The sequence below is a fragment of the Spirosoma koreense genome, assembly GCF_054777875.1.
In genome coordinates this window covers 70,955-88,661 of the sequence record NZ_BAAHAC010000009.1, presented here as the reverse complement: position 1 = coordinate 88,661, position 17,707 = coordinate 70,955, and the positions used below count along the sequence as shown (strand labels likewise).

Annotated in this window: 14 protein-coding genes; 8 read left to right on the top strand and 6 right to left on the bottom strand. The window is 51.1% G+C overall.

What is annotated here, in order from left to right; genetic code table 11:
* Positions 1-87: 87 nt before the first annotated feature.
* The 3 genes from ACYVC2_RS11310 to ACYVC2_RS11300 all read left to right on the top strand — a co-directional run bounded on the left by ACYVC2_RS11310 (position 88) and on the right by ACYVC2_RS11300 (position 2,414).
* Positions 88-648, top strand: coding sequence for an RNA polymerase sigma factor (locus ACYVC2_RS11310; RefSeq protein ID WP_461102532.1), 561 nt, complete (start codon positions 88-90; stop codon positions 646-648).
* An 88-nt stretch (positions 649-736) separates the two neighbouring features.
* Positions 737-1,378, top strand: a complete 642-nt coding sequence (locus ACYVC2_RS11305) for a hypothetical protein (RefSeq protein WP_461102531.1) — start codon at positions 737-739, stop codon at positions 1,376-1,378.
* Positions 1,359-2,414: a hypothetical protein gene (locus ACYVC2_RS11300; protein WP_461102530.1), complete on the top strand. Its 1,056-nt coding sequence runs from the start codon at positions 1,359-1,361 to the stop codon at positions 2,412-2,414. Before ACYVC2_RS11305 ends, ACYVC2_RS11300 begins: the two co-directional genes overlap by 20 nt.
* Here ACYVC2_RS11300 and ACYVC2_RS11295 read toward each other — a convergent pair.
* A complete protein-coding gene (locus ACYVC2_RS11295; protein WP_461102529.1) occupies positions 2,407-2,904 on the bottom strand; it encodes a cupin domain-containing protein in 498 nt (165 codons plus the stop codon). The genes ACYVC2_RS11300 and ACYVC2_RS11295 overlap by 8 nt on opposite strands.
* A gap of 85 nt (positions 2,905-2,989) precedes the next feature.
* Positions 2,990-3,754 carry a triose-phosphate isomerase gene (gene tpiA, locus ACYVC2_RS11290; protein WP_461102528.1) on the bottom strand — a complete coding sequence of 255 codons (765 nt, stop codon included), beginning with the start codon at positions 3,752-3,754 and terminating at the stop codon, positions 2,990-2,992.
* 247 nt (positions 3,755-4,001) lie between these two features.
* Here tpiA and ACYVC2_RS11285 point away from each other — a divergent pair, with 247 nt between their 5' ends.
* Entirely contained in the window at positions 4,002-5,264 is a 1,263-nt protein-coding gene (locus ACYVC2_RS11285; protein ID WP_461102527.1) for an aspartyl protease family protein, read from the top strand.
* A gap of 16 nt (positions 5,265-5,280) precedes the next feature.
* On the opposite strand, the gene ACYVC2_RS11280 is transcribed toward ACYVC2_RS11285, so the two are convergent.
* Both ACYVC2_RS11280 and ACYVC2_RS11275 read right to left on the bottom strand, forming a co-directional pair.
* Complete coding sequence (locus ACYVC2_RS11280; RefSeq protein WP_461102526.1) at positions 5,281-6,318, bottom strand: sensor histidine kinase; 1,038 nt, start codon at positions 6,316-6,318, stop codon at positions 5,281-5,283.
* Positions 6,319-6,419: 101 nt separating this feature from the next.
* Positions 6,420-7,127: a response regulator transcription factor gene (locus tag ACYVC2_RS11275; protein ID WP_461102525.1), complete on the bottom strand. Its 708-nt coding sequence runs from the start codon at positions 7,125-7,127 to the stop codon at positions 6,420-6,422.
* 289 nt (positions 7,128-7,416) lie between these two features.
* Between ACYVC2_RS11275 and ACYVC2_RS11270 the strand changes: the two genes are divergently transcribed.
* Positions 7,417-8,568 (top strand): AI-2E family transporter, encoded by a 1,152-nt coding sequence (locus ACYVC2_RS11270; protein ID WP_461102524.1) that lies wholly within the window; start codon positions 7,417-7,419, stop codon positions 8,566-8,568.
* Positions 8,569-8,613: 45 nt separating this feature from the next.
* Here ACYVC2_RS11270 and ACYVC2_RS11265 read toward each other — a convergent pair whose 3' ends face one another.
* Complete coding sequence (locus tag ACYVC2_RS11265) at positions 8,614-9,243, bottom strand: LON peptidase substrate-binding domain-containing protein (protein ID WP_461102523.1); 630 nt, start codon at positions 9,241-9,243, stop codon at positions 8,614-8,616.
* 22 nt (positions 9,244-9,265) lie between these two features.
* Positions 9,266-10,051 carry a cysteine hydrolase family protein gene (locus ACYVC2_RS11260; RefSeq protein WP_461102522.1) on the bottom strand — a complete coding sequence of 262 codons (786 nt, stop codon included), beginning with the start codon at positions 10,049-10,051 and terminating at the stop codon, positions 9,266-9,268.
* A gap of 173 nt (positions 10,052-10,224) precedes the next feature.
* Here ACYVC2_RS11260 and ACYVC2_RS11255 point away from each other — a divergent pair, with 173 nt between their 5' ends.
* From ACYVC2_RS11255 to ACYVC2_RS11245, 3 genes are all read left to right on the top strand, one after another.
* Positions 10,225-11,586 (top strand): thioredoxin family protein, encoded by a 1,362-nt coding sequence (locus tag ACYVC2_RS11255; protein ID WP_461102521.1) that lies wholly within the window; start codon positions 10,225-10,227, stop codon positions 11,584-11,586.
* 69 nt (positions 11,587-11,655) lie between these two features.
* Positions 11,656-12,576 (top strand): 50S ribosomal protein L11 methyltransferase, encoded by a 921-nt coding sequence (gene prmA, locus ACYVC2_RS11250; protein ID WP_461102520.1) that lies wholly within the window; start codon positions 11,656-11,658, stop codon positions 12,574-12,576.
* Positions 12,576-17,702, top strand: coding sequence for a hypothetical protein (locus tag ACYVC2_RS11245; RefSeq protein ID WP_461102519.1), 5,127 nt, complete (start codon positions 12,576-12,578; stop codon positions 17,700-17,702). Before prmA ends, ACYVC2_RS11245 begins: the two co-directional genes overlap by 1 nt.
* Positions 17,703-17,707: the final 5 nt, after the last annotated feature.

Genomic DNA, 17,707 nt, shown 5'->3' with positions numbered 1-17,707 from the left:
CACTTTTTCTGAATTATTGTGCAACATTCTCAATTTTCCCGCATCTTTCTCTCGATAACAACCTAGACATTACCGAATCTGAACCTGTTGGAACCGAAACAGTACCCAGACCGCCATGCAGACTTGGTCAAACGCTGCCAACAGGGTGAGCGACGGGCTCAATATGACCTTTATCAGCAATACGTAAAGGCAATGTATAACGTCTGCCTGCGGATTGTGAACCACGAAGCCGAAGCCGAAGATGTATTGCAGGAAGCGTTTATCGATGCGTTTAGCCATATCAATTCGTTTCGCGGACAAAGTACGTTTGGGGCCTGGCTGAAGCAGATTGTGGTCAATCGGGCAATCAACCATTTGCGCAGCCGACGGTTGGAACTGGTAGATATGGAATCGCACCGATTTGGCGAAGACGATGGTCCAGATTATGCCGACTCGGAGCCCTACGATGAAGACGGGGTTCAGCTGGAAGTAGAACGAGTTCGGCGCGCCATGCAGTTGTTGCCGGAAGGCTACCGGGTTGTGTTATCGCTGTATTTGTTCGAAGGATACGACCACGAAGAGATCGGCAACGTTTTGAATATCAGTGAAACAACATCAAGAACACAATATTTACGGGGAAAAAAACGTCTACTTGAGTTATTAAATTAATGATGAATGGCCAACCAGATGACCGCGTACAATACGGTCTTCAGGGTTTCACCCGCCTGGTCGCTTTTGGCTCGTTCGCTCATCCGATATGAAAAAGAACAATCTTGAACGCTTCATCCGCGACAACCGCGAGGATTTTGACGACAAAGAACCGTCGGCAAGCCTGTGGCAACGAATAGAAGCCGGGCTTGATGGACAGGAACTGGGTAAAGATACGTCCAACGTGAGCCCGCTGACCGGCCCACAACTGGATCCATCTGCCCCGTTCCGCCAGATTCACCGGAACCAGGCGCAGGCGGGTAGCCGACAGATTGGCTGGCCACGGCTGGACTGGCGCGTAGCCGCTTCTGTAGCGCTGCTTTTGCTGGCGGGTAGCTTTCTGTACATGAATCGGAAATACGACGTTGCCCGACAACCCGAAGTTGTGGCCGCCAGTCCGACTTATGCCAAAGAAGTAGCCCAGTACACCCGGCTGATCGATACCAAACGAGCGGAACTGAAGCAAATGACGGAAGATAACCCCGCTCTATACCAGGAGTTTGCTACAGATCTCGACCGCCTGGAGAAATCGTACCAGTCGTTGAAATCAGATTTGCCCCAGAACCCGAATCAGGAAGTCCTGATTCAGGCAATGATTCAGAATCTGCAATTGCAGATAAACCTGCTTAATGAACAGTTGCGCGTCATCCAGCGCATTAAACAACAAACACATGAAAGTACTCCTGTATAGCGCCCTGCTTTGTCTTTGTCCGTTGCTCATGCGGGCCGAGGATCCGGTTGCCCTCGGGGCAATTGAGAAAAAGAAAACCATTATTAAACTATTCGATGTTGATGCCAGCGATAACCTGGTCGTGGACAACCAGTTCGGGCAGGTGTCCGTCGGCCTATGGGAAAAAAAGGAAATTCGTGTTCAGATTACGATCGTTGCGAACTCCGATTCCGACGAACGGGTACAGAAGTATTTAGACGCAGTAACGATCGAAGAGAAGCGTTCGGGAAATCAGATTCTGGTTCGTACAAATTTTAGTCAGAATAACCTTTCGAACTGGAGCTTCGGCAAATGGAAAGACGGGGGTGAGCGGAACTTCGTCAAGATTAACTATGAAGTGATGATGCCCCGGCAGAATGCGCTCACGGTCCGCAACAAGTTTGGCAATACCAGCATTCCGGCTTTCCAGGCTCCGCTTACGGTACATAACCGCTACGGAAATTTTAGTACAGAAGAGCTGACAGGGCGGCAGAACGACATCGATGTCGCGTACGGCAAAGCGAACATCGGTACGATTGGTCAGGGAAAACTGGATATCGCTTACGGCAACCTGGAATTGTCTAAGGCAAACGTACTGGTTCTGACTAACAAGTTTGGCAAAATGACGATCGGTGACGTGGGCAAGTTAGACGCCGACATCAGTTACTCCGGCGCTAAGATCGGAACCTTACGTGAATCCGGGAAAATCAAGCTCGACTTTTCGGGTGGTTTTCAGATCGATCAATTGCCCAAAACGGTGGATAATGTCGAGATTCAGGCGTCGTATTCATCGGTGGCCCTTCCGATGGACAGCGATAACGATTGTGATTTCGACGTAACGGTCAGCTACGGGAATTTCAATTACGGTTCAGGCTCTACCATGCACTTTAAGTCCCAGCCCAGCGACGACAATAATCGGGGGCCGCGCTTAACCAAACAGTACATCGGTAAAGTAGGTAATGGCTCGGGGACCAAGCTCCGGGTAGTGTCGAAATTCGGCAATGTGAACTTTAAGTAGTTAGCCTGTCGATTACAGCGCGATGCTGCGGAAACTGGCTCAGTACTGTGTCCCGGTCTGCCAGCTCAAAATCGGCGAAGTCGAAACCAGGTGCCACCGTACAGCCCACCAGCGAAAAAGCTGATCCGCTGGCCGGTGTCGAGCCAAACCAGCAACCTGCCGGAACAACCGCCTGAAATACCTCGCCCCGCTCCGGATTATTTCCTAACCGGATTACGCTTAGTTCGCCGGCTGGCCGGATGACAAACACCTCCAGCGCTCCTCCCGCATAGAAATGCCAGATCTCATCTGCCTGAATTCGGTGCAGGGCAGAAACCTGTTGCTGTTCGAGCAGAAAGTAAATGGCGGTGCAGAAGGCACGGTTGCCCACAAAACGCTGGGGCAGAGCCGATTGAGCGATCGACTCCGCCGAGCGGTACGTCTCTGCAAAGTAACCTCCTTCGGGGTGAGGCTGCAGCTTGAAAGCGTGAACGTAATCGGTAGCTGTCATGACTGTTGAACCGTTCCCCGTTGGGCTGGCGTGAAAAATAAAACTTACATTGATCACGCTAACCCAACGGGGGCCGGTTCCAGGATTATTGAGCGGCTTTGACAACAGTCATGAAATCACGGGATTTGAGCGAGGCCCCGCCGATCAGCCCGCCGTCGACGTCTGGCTGAGCGAACAGTTCGGCTGCGTTCTGAGCGTTGGCACTCCCCCCGTATAGAATCGTGGTATCCATAGCTACCGAATCGCCGTATTGATCGGCAATGTGCCGACGCAACTCAAAATGCATATCCTGTGCCTGCGCCGACGAAGCAGTCAAACCCGTGCCGATGGCCCAGATGGGCTCATAGGCAATTACGACGTTGGCAAACGATTCGGCCGCCAGGTGAAACAGACTTTCCGTAATCTGATCTTTGACGAACCCAATGTAATCGCCGTTTTCACGCAGATCGCGCGATTCACCACAGCAGAAAATAGGCTTTAGGCCGTTGGCGAGTGCACTATCCACTTTTTCGGCTAACTGCCCGTTGGTTTCGCCGAAATACTGGCGCCGTTCGCTATGCCCCAGAATTACATAATCGACACCAATCGACTGTAACATAGGGGCCGAAATTTCGCCCGTATAAGCGCCGGACGCTTTCTCATGGCAGTTTTGTGCACCCAGCGAGATTTTACCGCCGGACGTGATGTACTGGCGCGCGGTGGACAGATACAAGGCGGGTGGGCAGACAACCACCTCTACGTCGCCTGTCACTTCGTCTTTAACCATATTGACCACCTCCGACAGCAGGCTAATCGCTTCCTCGGCAGTCTTGTTCATTTTCCAGTTACCAGCCACAATTTTTTTGCGCATAATATTCGATAATCTAATGAAAATCAGATTTTTTAGAAAAAAGTAAAAGTCGATTTGTTCGCTTTTTCGGGGCGAAATTAGAACTTTTAGCCAGAACGGTTCGGTGGCAACGTACTAAATTTTGCAGAAATGACCAGCAGCAGGTAAACCCGCTTACTCAGTAAAAAACCATTCATTAAATTTTTGTGTTATTCGGATAAAAAATAAGTAATTTCAATGTCTTATATAGAAACAACATTTACAGCACATGAAAACGTTGGTAGTATTGATCGGGCTGATCGGTGTATGCCTGGCTGCACGTGGAGATGACAACCAGCGAACCCCCGATAAAGACCATTACGGCTTTTTTATCGCCGGCAACCGCTCCTGGGCACGTATCCCTTTCCAGCTCCATTCCAACCTGATCATCGTACCGGTCAGAGTCAACGACTCCGATACGTTGCACTTCATTCTGGATACCGGTGTCAGCAATACGATCATTACCGACCCGGATGCGTTCCACAAAAAACCGCTGCTGCTGAGCCGTAAGGTCAAACTGAATGGTGCGGGTGAAGGCAATAACCTGACCGCTTCAATTGCTATCAACAATACGCTCAACCTGGGCGGTTTACGGGCGGCTCACCATAATCTGGTCATTCTGGATGAAGACATTCTAAAGCTGTCCGAGTATGTAGGTACGCCCGTTCATGGTATTTTCGGCTATGAGATCTTTGCCAATTTTGTTGTAAACGTCGATTTCCAGCGCCATGAAATTATGATTACCAAGCCGGATAAATACCACTATCGCAAGCGGCATGGAGATCGGTACCCCATCACGATTCAGGATACGAAAGCGTACACGGATGCGCTGTCCGTTTTCGACGGTGAGAAAACCACGCCATTGCGGGTCGTTCTGGATACGGGCGCTGGTCATGCTCTTTTACTCGATCGCTCGCGCAGCACGCCGTCAATGCGCATTCCGGAGAAAAACATTCGGGCACAGTTGGGTCGGGGCCTGAATGGGGTTATCAATGGGTCGCTGGGCCGCATTCAGAAAATTCGCTTTGGCCGTTATGAACTCGACAATATACTGGCTTCCTTTCCAGACAGTATGGCGTATGGAATGAAATTGGTGAACATGCCCGAACGGCAGGGAAATGTGGGTTGTGAGATCCTGCGCCGATTCAACGTCACGTTCAACTACCCGGATCAATACATTGTCATGAAGCCGGTCAAACGACTCATCCGCGAAACTTTCGAGCATGACATGAGTGGGCTGGAGCTTCGGGCGCGGGGAGCTAGTTTTCGTAATTATTACGTCGATAAAATTGTCGAAGGCTCACCGGCCGCAATGGCGGGCCTGGCCGAGGGCGACGAAGTTATGTTTGTCAATAGTAGCTCCGTTCAGGATTTGACCATCAGCGATATCTACAAAATACTACAGAAAGGCGAAGGCAAGGAAGTGTCGATGCTGGTTCGGCGCAATGGACAGATCATCATCACCCATTTTGCGCTGAAACGGCTGATTTGATAGCGGATAAATTAACCTATACATCCATCCGCTCGAGTTTGAACCGGAAGGTAGTGCCTTTCTCGACTTTGCTCATCACGGTTACTTTCGTTTTGTGCGCACTCAGGATGTGCTTCACAATGGCCAGCCCTAAACCCGTTCCGCCCCGATCTTTCGAACGACTTTTCTCAACCCGGTAAAATCGCTCGAAGATCCGGCTCAGGTGTTCAGGCGGAATGCCCGGCCCATTGTCGCGGACAGACACGAGAATGTGTTTTTTGTCTTCTTCCAGCAAGACAGACACTCGTCCATGTTCATTCCCGTACTTGACTGCGTTCTCGATCAGATTGGTCATGACCTGAGTAATCCGTTGTGGGTCAGCTTTTACCCAAATCGGCCCCGACTGGGGCGTATTCAGCGTCAATGACGTTCCTTTGGCTTGTGTGACTTTTTCTAACTGCTCGAAAACCTCCTGAACAATCTCGGCGAAATCGACCCGTTCAAAGCTCATTTTTACTTCGCCGGTTTCTAACTGAGAGAGCACGACCAAATCTTTCACCAGTGCATCCAGCCCATCCAGACTTTTGGCCGCTTTCGACAGGAATTTATCCCGCACATTTTCATCGTCAACCGCCCCATCGATCAGGGTATGAATAAAGCCCTGAGCCGCAAAAATGGGCGTTTTCAACTCATGTGATACGTCGGCCAGAAATTCGCGCCGAAACGCTTCCAGACGCTTTAGTTCATCGATCTCCTTTTGCTTTTTGGCGACGTAAACGAAAATCTCATCATTCAGCTTCTTAAAGGGGTTCGAGTTCTGAATGATAGACTTGCGGGAAATGCTGAAGTCCCGAATTTTCAGCTGGTGAATGGTTTTGTACATCTTGTTGACCTCCCGGAACACCAGAAGCTCAATAGCGTAGTAGACCAGAAAAAACGAAATGATGAATGAGGAAATACCCACGACGAACAGCATCGCGCTGGTGACTCCCTCCACAAAGGCCAGAAATGTAAGCGTCAGGGCCGAGATCAGCGAGGCCAGCAACAGCGCAATGACACGGGGACTAAGAGACATACAGTAAAGTTAACTAGTTTACAGTTCGTAGTTTACGACTGACCGCGGCCACACAGCTACGAATTAGCAGACGATAAACTCTACACTGCAAGCTCTAAACTTTATACGGGCTGATCGGTAAACATATACCCAACTCCTTTCAGGGTGCGGATGTGGGTATCGCCAATTTTTTCGCGGAGTTTCCGAATATGAACGTCTACTGTCCGTTCGAGGACATAAATGTCGGCCCCCCATATTTTCTGAAGCAACTCTTCCCGACTGCACACTTTATTCGGATGCTGCGCCAGGAAAAAAAGCAGTTCAAACTCTTTTTTGGGCAGGATAATCGATTTGTCGTTCTGGCTCACCGAATAATTTTTTCGATTGATCAGCAAATCGGCAATCGTAATCTGTTCACCCGGATCTGATTTCTGCGCTTCACGCCGGAACAGCGCGTGGATACGACTCATCAGCGCGCGCGGCTTTATGGGCTTGGTGATGTAGTCGTCGGCACCGATGTCAAAAGCGGCTACCTCCGAATATTCTTCCGAGCGGGCCGTAAGGTAGATGATGTAGGTCTGGCGCAGTTCGGCCGTATCACGCAGTTGGCGGCCCGTTTCGATGCCATCCATGTGTGGCATCATGATATCCAGGAGAACCAGTTCGGGTAAGTACGTCTTCGCTACTTCGATGGCTTTTCGACCATCGGTTGCCGTGCGTACATCGTATCCCTCTTTGGTAAGATTGTATTCGAGCATCTCAACGATGTCGGCGTCGTCGTCTACGACTAAAACGCGGTGTATGGGTTGAGCAGCTTTAGCAGCACTCATACAGAGTTATGTTGTTAAAATGACCCACGCTTATCTGTAGGCTGGCGGAATTTGATGCCCCGAAGTTACGGGGCTTATCCTTAACGTTACCAATCAGAAACGCATCCTTAACAAAAACTTAACACCTTAGGAATGAGTTCCTTCAGGTTTACCGCTTGAGGCTGAGTTTCTTATTTCAGGATTAAGATTCATATTGGCTGAACAAAGCCTATAACAGATAGTTGGTTAGTTAGAAAATTTCTGTCGAACGCTAAAAACAAGACAAAAAGGCCCTTGAGCCCGCACTATTATGGATACCCGTTCGCCAGAGGTGGAATTGCCTTCATATGCTAAGATTACGTTCGTATTAATCTCACTGGTCATTATTGTCTACGGCCTGGAAGCATTGAAAGGCGTGCTGATCCCGCTGGTGTTCGCCATTCTTTTTTCGGTACTGCTCTTTCCATTAGTCCAACGGCTCGAAAAATGGCGTGTACCCCGGGTGGCAGCCATCCTGGTCTGTCTGATACTGGCCCTGGCAATTATCAGCGGTTTATTTTATGCCATTTCGGTGCAACTCAGCAGTTTTGCCGAGGTCATTCCCCAGTTTGTCAAGCGGGGCAACGAATATATCAACAGCATCCGGACCTTCGCTGATGAGCAATTGAACATTGATCGACAACGGCAGGTTGCCGAAATTCGTAAATACCTGAATCAGGCTCTGGCCGAAATGGGTACGATCGTTACAACGACCCTGTTGACCACCACCAACATCATTACGACCCTGTTTCTGGTACTACTATTCGCCTTTTTCTTCCTGCTTTACCGCGATTTTTTTCGGTCATTTTTCTACAAAGTTTTCAAAAACACCCACCGTTCCAAGATCGATAGCGTCATGGCGGGTATTTATGAAGTTGTAAAAGATTACCTCGCCGGACTGGTGCTGGTCATTCTGGTGATCGGTACGCTCATGACGGTCGGACTGATCATTCTTGGTGTCGATTATGCAGTATTCTTTGGCTTTTTCGGGGCCTGTCTGGTCCTGATTCCGTACTTCGGGATTTCATTAGGATCGCTGCTGCCAGCCGCCTACACGCTTTTTACGCAGGATAACCCGGTGAAAGCCTTGGGTGTAATCGGTGTTTTTCTGTTCGTCCAGGCCCTGGAGGGCAACTTCATCACGCCTTATATCGTCGGTTCTAAGGTAAGTATCAACCCCCTGGCCGCCATTATCGTGCTGATTCTCTGGGAAAGCATTTGGGGCCTGCCCGGTCTGGTGCTGGCCCTGCCCCTCACGGCCATTTTGAAAGTTATTTTCGACGCGGTCGATGCGCTGAAGCCGTACGGTTTCCTGATCGGTGAAGCCGAAAAGCCCCGCCCGCCCATAAAGAATTTTCAGGAGCTGGCGGATCAACTCCCCAAACGAGCCAAAAAAATCGGGAAAGTCGAAGAAAAAGAGTAAGTTCAACTGGGCCAAGTTAACCAGGGTATCTCACTCCGGTAGGCATCAGAAATTCAGCGGATCTAGGTTTTTAAAGTGGCCGTTCATGCGGATTCGCTGCTTGGTGCGCTCCAGATCCAACACAACCGGCAATACATTGTTCAGGTGCTGAATCAGAAAGAGCTGCCGCTCAGCTTCGGTTTCCAGAGTCAGCAGGTCGTATTCCTGCTCGGCTGACAGGCCAACTTTATGCGCCACTTTGTACGAAAGGTTTTCCATTGTCGATGCGTAGTCCGTTTCGATCTGCATAAGGCTATATAGCTGTTCAAGACGCTCGGTCAGGGCGGATGCGTGCGCACTGAATTTGTCGCCCGGCTCAATCAGTTCGACCTCACCACCCGCGTAGAGCTTTCCTGGCACCGGATTTTCGAAATTGACCAGCCGAAACACGCCCAGCCCTTTCGATTTAATATCCATTCGCCCGTCCGGGTATCGCTTATGCAGGGTCGTCACATGCATCTCTGTTCCATAGCCCGGCAACTTATTATTGATGAATACCGGAATACCGAAGGTTTTTTCTTCTTCCAGGCATTCGCTGATAAGCTGTCGATACCGAGGCTCGAAGATATGCAGATTCAGATCTTCGCCGGGATAAACAATTAGGTTGAGCGGAAACAGAGACAGCGTCTTTTGCATAACATTGAAAATCTACGGTTTTTTACCGGAAAATAGCGTCCGATTCTATAAAACGGACGTTTCGTTCACTTGCCAGCGCATAAATTGGATCAGCAAGATAACCCAAGCCCGTTACATCGGACATACAATCGGTAACGACAACAAGTTTTGGCACCAGCGTCGGAGCGTAGTCCAGAATTTGCTTCAAACTGTTGGCTACACAATGCGATTTTGCTTCACCCATCAGATAGACCGTCTCATAACGCGCCAAATCTGCAATCAGAGTGGTATTGAGCTGGGTCTCGGGTATCGCCGGATCGGGAACCTGAGCCCGAAAAATACCGAAATGTTCTGATAATGGGTACAATCCCTTCTGCACGGCCACGTAATCGAGGTCCCGTATGCGCGACCACTCTTTAAGAGCATCGAGTAATGTATCGTGCAGAGCCGCCCCCCGCGAACCGATCAGGCAGTGTTCGGGCCAGATAAAATGAGTAAACTGGCCGTCTGCTTCCAGATCGTGAATGTATTGGCGGGCTTTCTCAGCGGAAAAACGCGGAATCCAGGTTCCGGTGTCGACGTCTTCAGCCGTGATGCGTGTAAAAGGCGCGGGATGGTTTCCGGCAGCATCGTTCCAGAAAAGTGGATGGGCAATATCCAGCACCTGGTGGGTGTCGAGCGTAACAACGATATGGTCGATCCGGTCTGCATGTCTACGAATCAGACCAGACATGCGGCTAATGTCCTGCTCAGCGCCGGGTACGAACAGCGACCCTTCCGGATGGCAGAAATCGAACTGAGCGTCGATAATCAAAAAGGCATTTTCCATATAAATAAAACGAATGAACGCTGATAAGTGGGTAAAGCGCTTGGTCAGAAACAGCTAAAACCGGCGATAAGTAATAATAGCTGGAAAATAAGCGCTTATCCTGAAGCTGAAACCCTATTGATTTGGCTCTAGCATTTTTCTAATTTTCCCGACCATTCCCGAATTGACAACGTATGAAATCGATCCGTTTCCTATCCTGCTTCCTGCCTTTCTTTATAACAGGTTTCCTACACGCGCAAGGTATTGTTTTTGAGCAAGGCACCTGGGCCGACGCGGTAAAAAAAGCCAAAAAACAGAAGAAATTGCTGTTCCTCCACTTCGACACGCCAAAGTGCGGAGGGTGCGCAGCTGTTGCATCGGTAGCTTTCAACAGTCCGCTCATGCATGATAAATTCTCGTTAAACTTTATCAGTTGGCGAGTGGATGGGAGTACCGGTATGGGCAAACAACTGGCCGACCAACTGGAAGTCGAATGCATGCCGTCCTCCATCTATCTAGACACCGATGAGAACCCGCTGGCCCGCTACTGTGGCACTACCAGCTTTGACCGCGCTTACCTGGAAAAAGCGGAAGAAGCCATTGTTAGAAATCGGGAGCGTCCCCTGAAAGTTATGACAGAAGCGTATACAAAAGGCGACCGGTCGTCGGCATTCATGCGTAGTTACATTGAAAGACGTCGGGAAATGGGCTTGTCGGTTGGTGAGTTGCTGGATGAATACGTCGGGCATTTACCGACCGATTCGTTGCAATCGGCGAACCTGTTACGGTTTATTTTCGAGCAGGGACCAGTGGTGAGCAGCAAAGCCGACTTGGTGTTTCGGTCGAACTATTCCCTCGTAGACAGCCTGTACAAAGCGGTTGGCTGGAACAAAGCGGTCGAACTCAATAACCGAATCGTCAACAACTCGTTACGGAAGGCCATCAAGGAAAAGAACATGCCGTTGGCAAGACTTACGGCCATTTTCCGGCAACGCACGTATCAAAATGATTACAAAGCAGGAATGGCGGCCAGTGAATGGGTACTTATGCGCTATTATCGGGGTATCGAAGATACGCTTCAGTACCTACGATCGGCATCCCATTACTACGATACTCAGTTTATGGCAGCACGGGTCGACTCGATTCAGAAGCTGGACGAACTGGACAACCAGCGCCGGATGCGGGGTGAGATGCCCGTTCCTACCGGTACCCATAACGGAAAGCCGAATCTGCGATCGGGAACGTTCACGTTCGTACCGAATCCTAATACACAACGGTATGTCTCTGCCCTGAACCAGGCCGCCTGGGATTTTCAGGATATGACCCGCGATTCGGTTTACCTTAACAAAGCCCTAAGCTGGTCGAAGCGGTCGCTCGAATACCGGAAAGATGGCAGTTTGCTGGATACGTATGCGCATATTCTGTATAGGCTGGGGCGTAAACAGGAAGCCCTCGAATGGCAGGAAAAAGCCGTCAGGAAAGAGAAGGAACGCAATACACCTTTGGTTACTTCGCTCGAAGAGTCGCTCAAAAAAATGCGAAACGGGACACTTTAAATAAGCCACAATAATTACTTTCTGCTATGGGTAAGCCTATTGGCTTACCCTTTTTCGTTACTTTGAGGTATGAATTATATTGAGTTACAACTGCGCCTGTCGCCCGATTACACCGATATTCTTACCGCCGAACTAGCCGAAGTAGGCTTCGACTCCTTTATTGAAACTGACGAGGGATTGAATGCCTACATAGTCGAGTCAGATTTCAATGAAGAAACCCTGCAACAAATCATTGCTAAATACGCCGACCAGACCGCAATAGCCTACGAAGTCAGTTCGTTAGAAAAACGGAACTGGAACGCCGAGTGGGAGCGGAATTATGAGCCGATTGAAGTGGCAAACCAGGTCCGGGTCCGGGCGTCCTTCCATACAATGGACCGCCCGGGCGACCCGGGCCCGTTTCGTTACGACATCGTCATCGATCCTAAAATGTCGTTTGGAACCGGCCACCACGAAACCACGGCCATGATGCTGGAGCAGCAGCTCGGTCTTGATTTCGCCGGAAAAAATGTACTCGATGTGGGCAGTGGAACGGGTATCCTGGCCATACTGGCAGCCAAAATGGGAGCAAAAGCGGTGCTGGCGTTCGATATTGAGGAGTGGGCTGTTGAGAATGCCCGCGAAAACGCCGAACTGAACAATTGCCCGCAGATTACACTGTTTCAGGGAACCATCGACGATCTGAATCCACCAACTGCAACGTTCGATTGGACACCTGCCATTTTCGACATCGTGCTGGCGAATATCAACCGCAACGTACTCATGCGGGAAATCCCGATTTATACGGATTTGCTGAGTACAGACGGTTACCTGGTCGTTAGCGGTTTCTATCAACAGGACGCGCCGGATATTCAACAGAAAGCGGTCGACGCGGGGCTCACGCCCATACAAGGCATGTCTGTTCACGAGTGGACATCGCTCGTGTTCCAGAAATCAGCCGATGGCACAACGCCAACCGCGCTGACAACACTTTTCGCAACAAATACGTAATGAAACGCATCTACAATACCCTCTTACTCTGTTTGCTGACCCTTCCAGCAACGTTTGGGCAGGCAGTCCGGATTTCCGATAAACCGGATCAGTTCATGGCTGACGTGCAGAAATTAATGGCAACGGGCGGGCCGGGGGCTATTCGGGCCGGTACGAATCTGCAAACGGTCTGGTCTGAAAACCGGCTGTCGGCTCAGCAACAAGAGCGGGTAATGTCGATTAGCCGGAAGATGAACCAAAAGCGACTTCAGGCGGCTACCTATTTTGCGCCTTTCTATGAAGCGCTTTACAATACCACGCAGCAACAGCCGGCTGCTCCGGCCAACATCGACGGGCTGTTGACCATTGCCGAAAAACTCTTCGAGGCCAATGACCCGAAAGGGCTGGCCCGGAGTATGGAGATTGCCCGTCGGTTTACGGAACGACACGAACTATACGCCAGCAATTATAACAAGCTGTATGCGGCAGGGGGCACTTTTCAGTTTCGATACGTAGAAGGAACACAGCCCATGAGCCAGTCTGGCACTGCGCAATCGACGGCCGACTCCGTGGCGTCGGCGAAGGCATCGGCCGAACGCTCCCGTTTCGATGGCTGGGATACACCCGCGGCCGATTCGACCCAGGCCCGCCCGCTCGGAGTTCAGTATGTCCCGCAGCGTCGGCCGCTCCCATCGGTCGCTGGTGCCGTTATTACCCTGAAAGATGCGTCGCTAGCGATCGTTGCCAACGGCGATTCGGCGATTCTGGAGAATACCAGCGGGGATTTAATGCTAAAAGACGGGTTTTTTGTGGGGAACGGAGGCAAGTTTACCTGGGCAACGGCCGGGCGGCCCGATATTTTCGTGACCCTGAGCGAGTACGCCCTAACAACCATGAGTCCACGGCTACAGGCCGATGACGTAATCCTGACCTACACCAACCCGACAGGAGCGGCTGCAAAACCCATCAAAGGCGTATTCGAATATGTCAGCAAGAAAAAAGGTGGCCCCATTACGTATCCACGCTTTATGTCGTGGCAAAACGACGTGAAGCTACCCGATCTGGGGCCAGACGTTGAGTACCGGGGCGGCCTGGCGCTGTCAGGAACGCAAATGGTCGGCGCTTCGGCCAGCGGACAACCGGCGCAATTGATCGTTAAATACAACGGCAAGCCCGCTTTCAAAGCCAGCAGCCGCCGATTCGATTTCAGTAATGGCAACATCGCTACGGACTCGACGGGCTTACAGCAAACCGGCGGTTTCAATTCCGGGAATTCGGCCAAGTCGGTTATTTCTGCCAGTTCAGCCGCGTTTGTGGGGTATGTCGACACCGATTCGGTAACTCACCCATCCGTCAAGTTCCGGTATGACAAGAATCAGCACGTTGCCTGGCTCGATCGCGAGCTGCGAACCGATTACGCCCGAGTGCCCTACGCCGATTCGTACCATAAATTTTATATTCTTCCTGAAGTTGTTCGCTGGGACCTTCCACGCCGAAAGGTCGATTTTTATCAGGTGGGTGCCAAGCAGGAAGTACCGGTTCGCTTCGAGTCGTTCGATTATTTCCACCCGCAACGGTACACCGACCTAACCGTCGATTACGGCTTTCACCCGCTGCAGATTGTGGCCAATTACGTAGCTACGAAAAAGCAGCCGACTTTTCTCGACGACGACATCATCGACTTTGCCAAAGTCAATAAAGTAAGCCCAGTGGCGTTGCGTGGGGCCCTGAACCGAATGGTGCTGGAAGGTTATCTCGATCGGGACCAGAATACGAAAATGCTGCGCCTGAGCCGCAAAGGGACGCTCTACGTGCTGGCTAACGTGCAGAAGCGCGACTACGACAATTTCCAGGTGCAATCGATTTTCCCCTCGACAGACAGCGTAAAGAACGCAACCATCAACCTGGAGGATAAACTGTTGACGATTCGGGGCGTCGAGCGATTTACGCTTTCCGATTCGCTGAAGATTTTTGCCATTCCGTCCGACAAAACCCTGCGTGTTGGCAAAGGACGGGCTTTTACACTGAATGGCCAGCTCAAAGCCGGTACGCTTCGGTACGCGGGCCGCGACCTCAAATTCGATTACGACAAGTTCGCGATGAGCCTCAACAAGATCGACTCGATTACGTTCTCGTCGCAGAAACTGGCCGCTCAGGGACAAGAGGCTGAAATGGGGGGCGACATCAAGTACGAAAATCCGGGGACGGTCTACCTCAGCAGTTCGGATAACAAATCGGGGCGAATCGCGGGTAAGAAATCGACCCAGCGCCTGGTTATGCCGGAGGGGATGACGGTTTATTTCAACCAGCCCAGCCGGGGTGATAAAATTTACAACCAGAAAGTGTACTTCAAAATCCCAGCTGTCGATAACGATAGCCTGGGGAAAGGCGATATCGCGTTTGTGGGCACCTTCCATTCCGACGGTATTTTCCCGCCGTTCAAAGCCGAACTCAAAACCATGCCCGACAATACCCTGGGCTTTGTTCATAAGGCTCCGGCAACGGGTTATCCGATCTATGGCAATCAGAAAGGGGCATCGCCCTCCAACGTTAAATTCGTCGGCGATCTGGTCATGGACAAGAGCGGTCTGCACGCCGATGGGGTACTGAACCACCTGACGGCGAGCCTGAATGCAAAAGGCATGCTGTTCATGACCGATTCACTCGTTGCAACGGGCGAGAAAGGCGAAATCAGAGAGGGATTGACGGGCAAGCCGGGCGCTTCGCAGGTGTATTTCCCGCAGGTTCAGTTGAACAATTATGCGCTGAAATGGTGGCCTAAAGCCGATAGCATGCTCATTACCACCCAAAAGAAGACGTTCAATTTTTACGGAGCCACAACTAACCTCGATGGCGATTTGGTCCTGCGGTCGTCGGGTCTGTTCGGGAATGGTACGTTACGCCGGAAAGACGCCGAGGTTATTTCAGCCAGCATTAAATTCAACAAAGAGGGTTTTATGGCCGACAATGCTCAGTTTAAGGTATTGTCCGACAAAGTGGTAAACGGAACCGCTGCAGTTGCAAAGCCTATGCTGCTGGGAACGGCCATCGACGTCGATTTCAACCAGGTCAAAGGACTCGTTGGTTTGTCGATCAATAAAAATACCAGCCTTACCGACACGGTTCAGTCGAGTCTGGAGTTTCCTTCGGCGGCCTACAAAACCAGCATCAGCAAGGCACAGTGGAATATCAACGCTAAAACCATCGCGATGAAGGGCGACGTAAAAACGTCTACGTTCACCGCCACGGCCGAAGAGCAGGAAGGGCTGACTTTCAATGGTTCTGGAGCCTTATACGACGTCGAGAAAATGACGCTCAACATCAGCGGTGTTCCTTACGTGACCTCGGCCGATGCCCGGATTTATCCGGATAAGGGTCTGGTGAGCATCAAGCGAAACGGCGAAATGATGGCGCTGAAAAACGCAAAGCTGGAACTGGACACGATCAGTCTGTTTCACCGGCTTAAAAACGGAAACATTCAGGTGCTGTCGAGAACACGGTTTACCGGCGACGCTACCTACCAGTTTGCAACAGCCAAAGGCGACACCGCCAGCATCAAAATGGGTAGCTTCGAGCTGAAAGAAGCGCCAGCACCGGCATCCAGTGTCCTGACGGCCGACACGAAAAAACCGGGCCGCAGTCGGAAGAGCGCTTCGCAACCCGCAATGACCTATTTTACGGTGGCCCGCGCGGAGGTCGACGAAAACGACAACCTTCAGCTGGCTCCAAAAATGCTGTATAAGGGTACGGTTACCATGCAGGCGCCCCAGCCCGATCTGGCGATGGATGGCTTCATAAAACCCGCTCTGAAAAAACGACCAGATCTGGTAGGCGGCTGGATTCCATTTAAAGAAAAAGTAGCCGAGCGGCTGGAGATTAAAGTCGATAAAAACCTGAAGAACGAAGGTGGGCAACCGCTGGTAGCCGGTATTCATTTCCGACTAGGCAACGCTGGGCTCTACCCGACCTTTCTGTCGCCTAAAGAAGATCCGAAAGACGACGACCTGTTTACGGCAACAGGCATTATGCGCTACGACGAAAAAGACAAGGTGTATCGCATTGCCTCATCGGCTAGTGATCTGGCTTCCAGCCAGTCGGAAGAAACGCCTGCCACTCCAGCCACTACGGCTACCGACAGCGTTAAGGCAACCAGTGTAGCCAAAATAGACAGTACGGCTGGAGTAACCAGCGTGGCCAGCACCGACAGCGTGGCCAAAGTAGACAGCGCGGCCCGGATCGCTGCGGTGGCCAATGCGGCTATCGTCGAAGAGGTCGAAAATGCATTTACCTTCAACGATGCCCGCGGGCTGATGACTTTCAAAGGGAAAATGAATCTGATGCGGGCCGCTCCGAACGAGTACCTGTTGTCGGCCGGATCGGCGCGGATCAACATCGACAGCACGCAGTACCGATTCAATACCCTGCTGGCGTTCGCCTTCCCGGTACCCGAGCCGATCGTCAAAAGCATCGGCGACAAAGTTGTGAAGGCAAACCAGGAGGAGAAAAACGACGAACCGGCCGATGATGACCTGAACCGGCTATCGGATAAGCTGACACCGCTGATCGGCGCGCAGGCCGTAGACGCTTACCGGCTGAAAGCGCAGAATCAGCACGTATCGTTAAGTCAGGCTTCACCAAAGCTCAATGCCATGCTGGTGCTGTCCAATGCCAACCTGCGCTGGTCTACGAAGTTCAATACCTTCTACAGCACTGGCCAGTTGGGCGTGTCGAACATGACTGGTACCGATATCAATGCCCAGATGGACGGCTTTGTGGAAATTCGGAAGACCGACAACGGCGATGAGGTCAGCATTTATCTGGAATCGTCACCCGAGATGTGGGTATTTTATGATTATAAGCCGGGCAGTACACCAACCTCAACCGGTCAGCTGGCGATTATCAGTTCCGAGCAGGATATCAACGATCAGTTAGTGGCGGTCAAGAATTCGGGGAAAGCCACCATTGATATCGTACCGGCTACCGTTGACGAAAAAACGTTGTTTGTCGACCGATACCTGGATCAGTACAAAACCAAAGCGAAACCGGCACCCAAGCCCAAATTACAACCGGGGCAGAAGGTTGTCAAAGAAGAGAAAAAGAAAGAGGAGAAGAAAAAAGACAAGGAAGCGGAGAAAGAAGGGTTCTGATTTCT

Coding starts and splice junctions, on each gene's coding strand:
- ACYVC2_RS11295 (WP_461102529.1), bottom strand. CDS start 2,904: ATGACAGCTACCGATTACGTTCACGCTTTCAAGCTGCAGCCTCACCCC.
- ACYVC2_RS11270 (WP_461102524.1), top strand. CDS start 7,417: ATGGATACCCGTTCGCCAGAGGTGGAATTGCCTTCATATGCTAAGATT.
- ACYVC2_RS11285 (WP_461102527.1), top strand. CDS start 4,002: ATGAAAACGTTGGTAGTATTGATCGGGCTGATCGGTGTATGCCTGGCT.
- ACYVC2_RS11280 (WP_461102526.1), bottom strand. CDS start 6,318: ATGTCTCTTAGTCCCCGTGTCATTGCGCTGTTGCTGGCCTCGCTGATC.
- ACYVC2_RS11265 (WP_461102523.1), bottom strand. CDS start 9,243: ATGCAAAAGACGCTGTCTCTGTTTCCGCTCAACCTAATTGTTTATCCC.
- ACYVC2_RS11255 (WP_461102521.1), top strand. CDS start 10,225: ATGAAATCGATCCGTTTCCTATCCTGCTTCCTGCCTTTCTTTATAACA.
- ACYVC2_RS11305 (WP_461102531.1), top strand. CDS start 737: ATGAAAAAGAACAATCTTGAACGCTTCATCCGCGACAACCGCGAGGAT.
- ACYVC2_RS11300 (WP_461102530.1), top strand. CDS start 1,359: ATGAAAGTACTCCTGTATAGCGCCCTGCTTTGTCTTTGTCCGTTGCTC.
- prmA (WP_461102520.1), top strand. CDS start 11,656: ATGAATTATATTGAGTTACAACTGCGCCTGTCGCCCGATTACACCGAT.
- tpiA (WP_461102528.1), bottom strand. CDS start 3,754: ATGCGCAAAAAAATTGTGGCTGGTAACTGGAAAATGAACAAGACTGCC.
- ACYVC2_RS11245 (WP_461102519.1), top strand. CDS start 12,576: ATGAAACGCATCTACAATACCCTCTTACTCTGTTTGCTGACCCTTCCA.
- ACYVC2_RS11275 (WP_461102525.1), bottom strand. CDS start 7,127: ATGAGTGCTGCTAAAGCTGCTCAACCCATACACCGCGTTTTAGTCGTA.
- ACYVC2_RS11260 (WP_461102522.1), bottom strand. CDS start 10,051: ATGGAAAATGCCTTTTTGATTATCGACGCTCAGTTCGATTTCTGCCAT.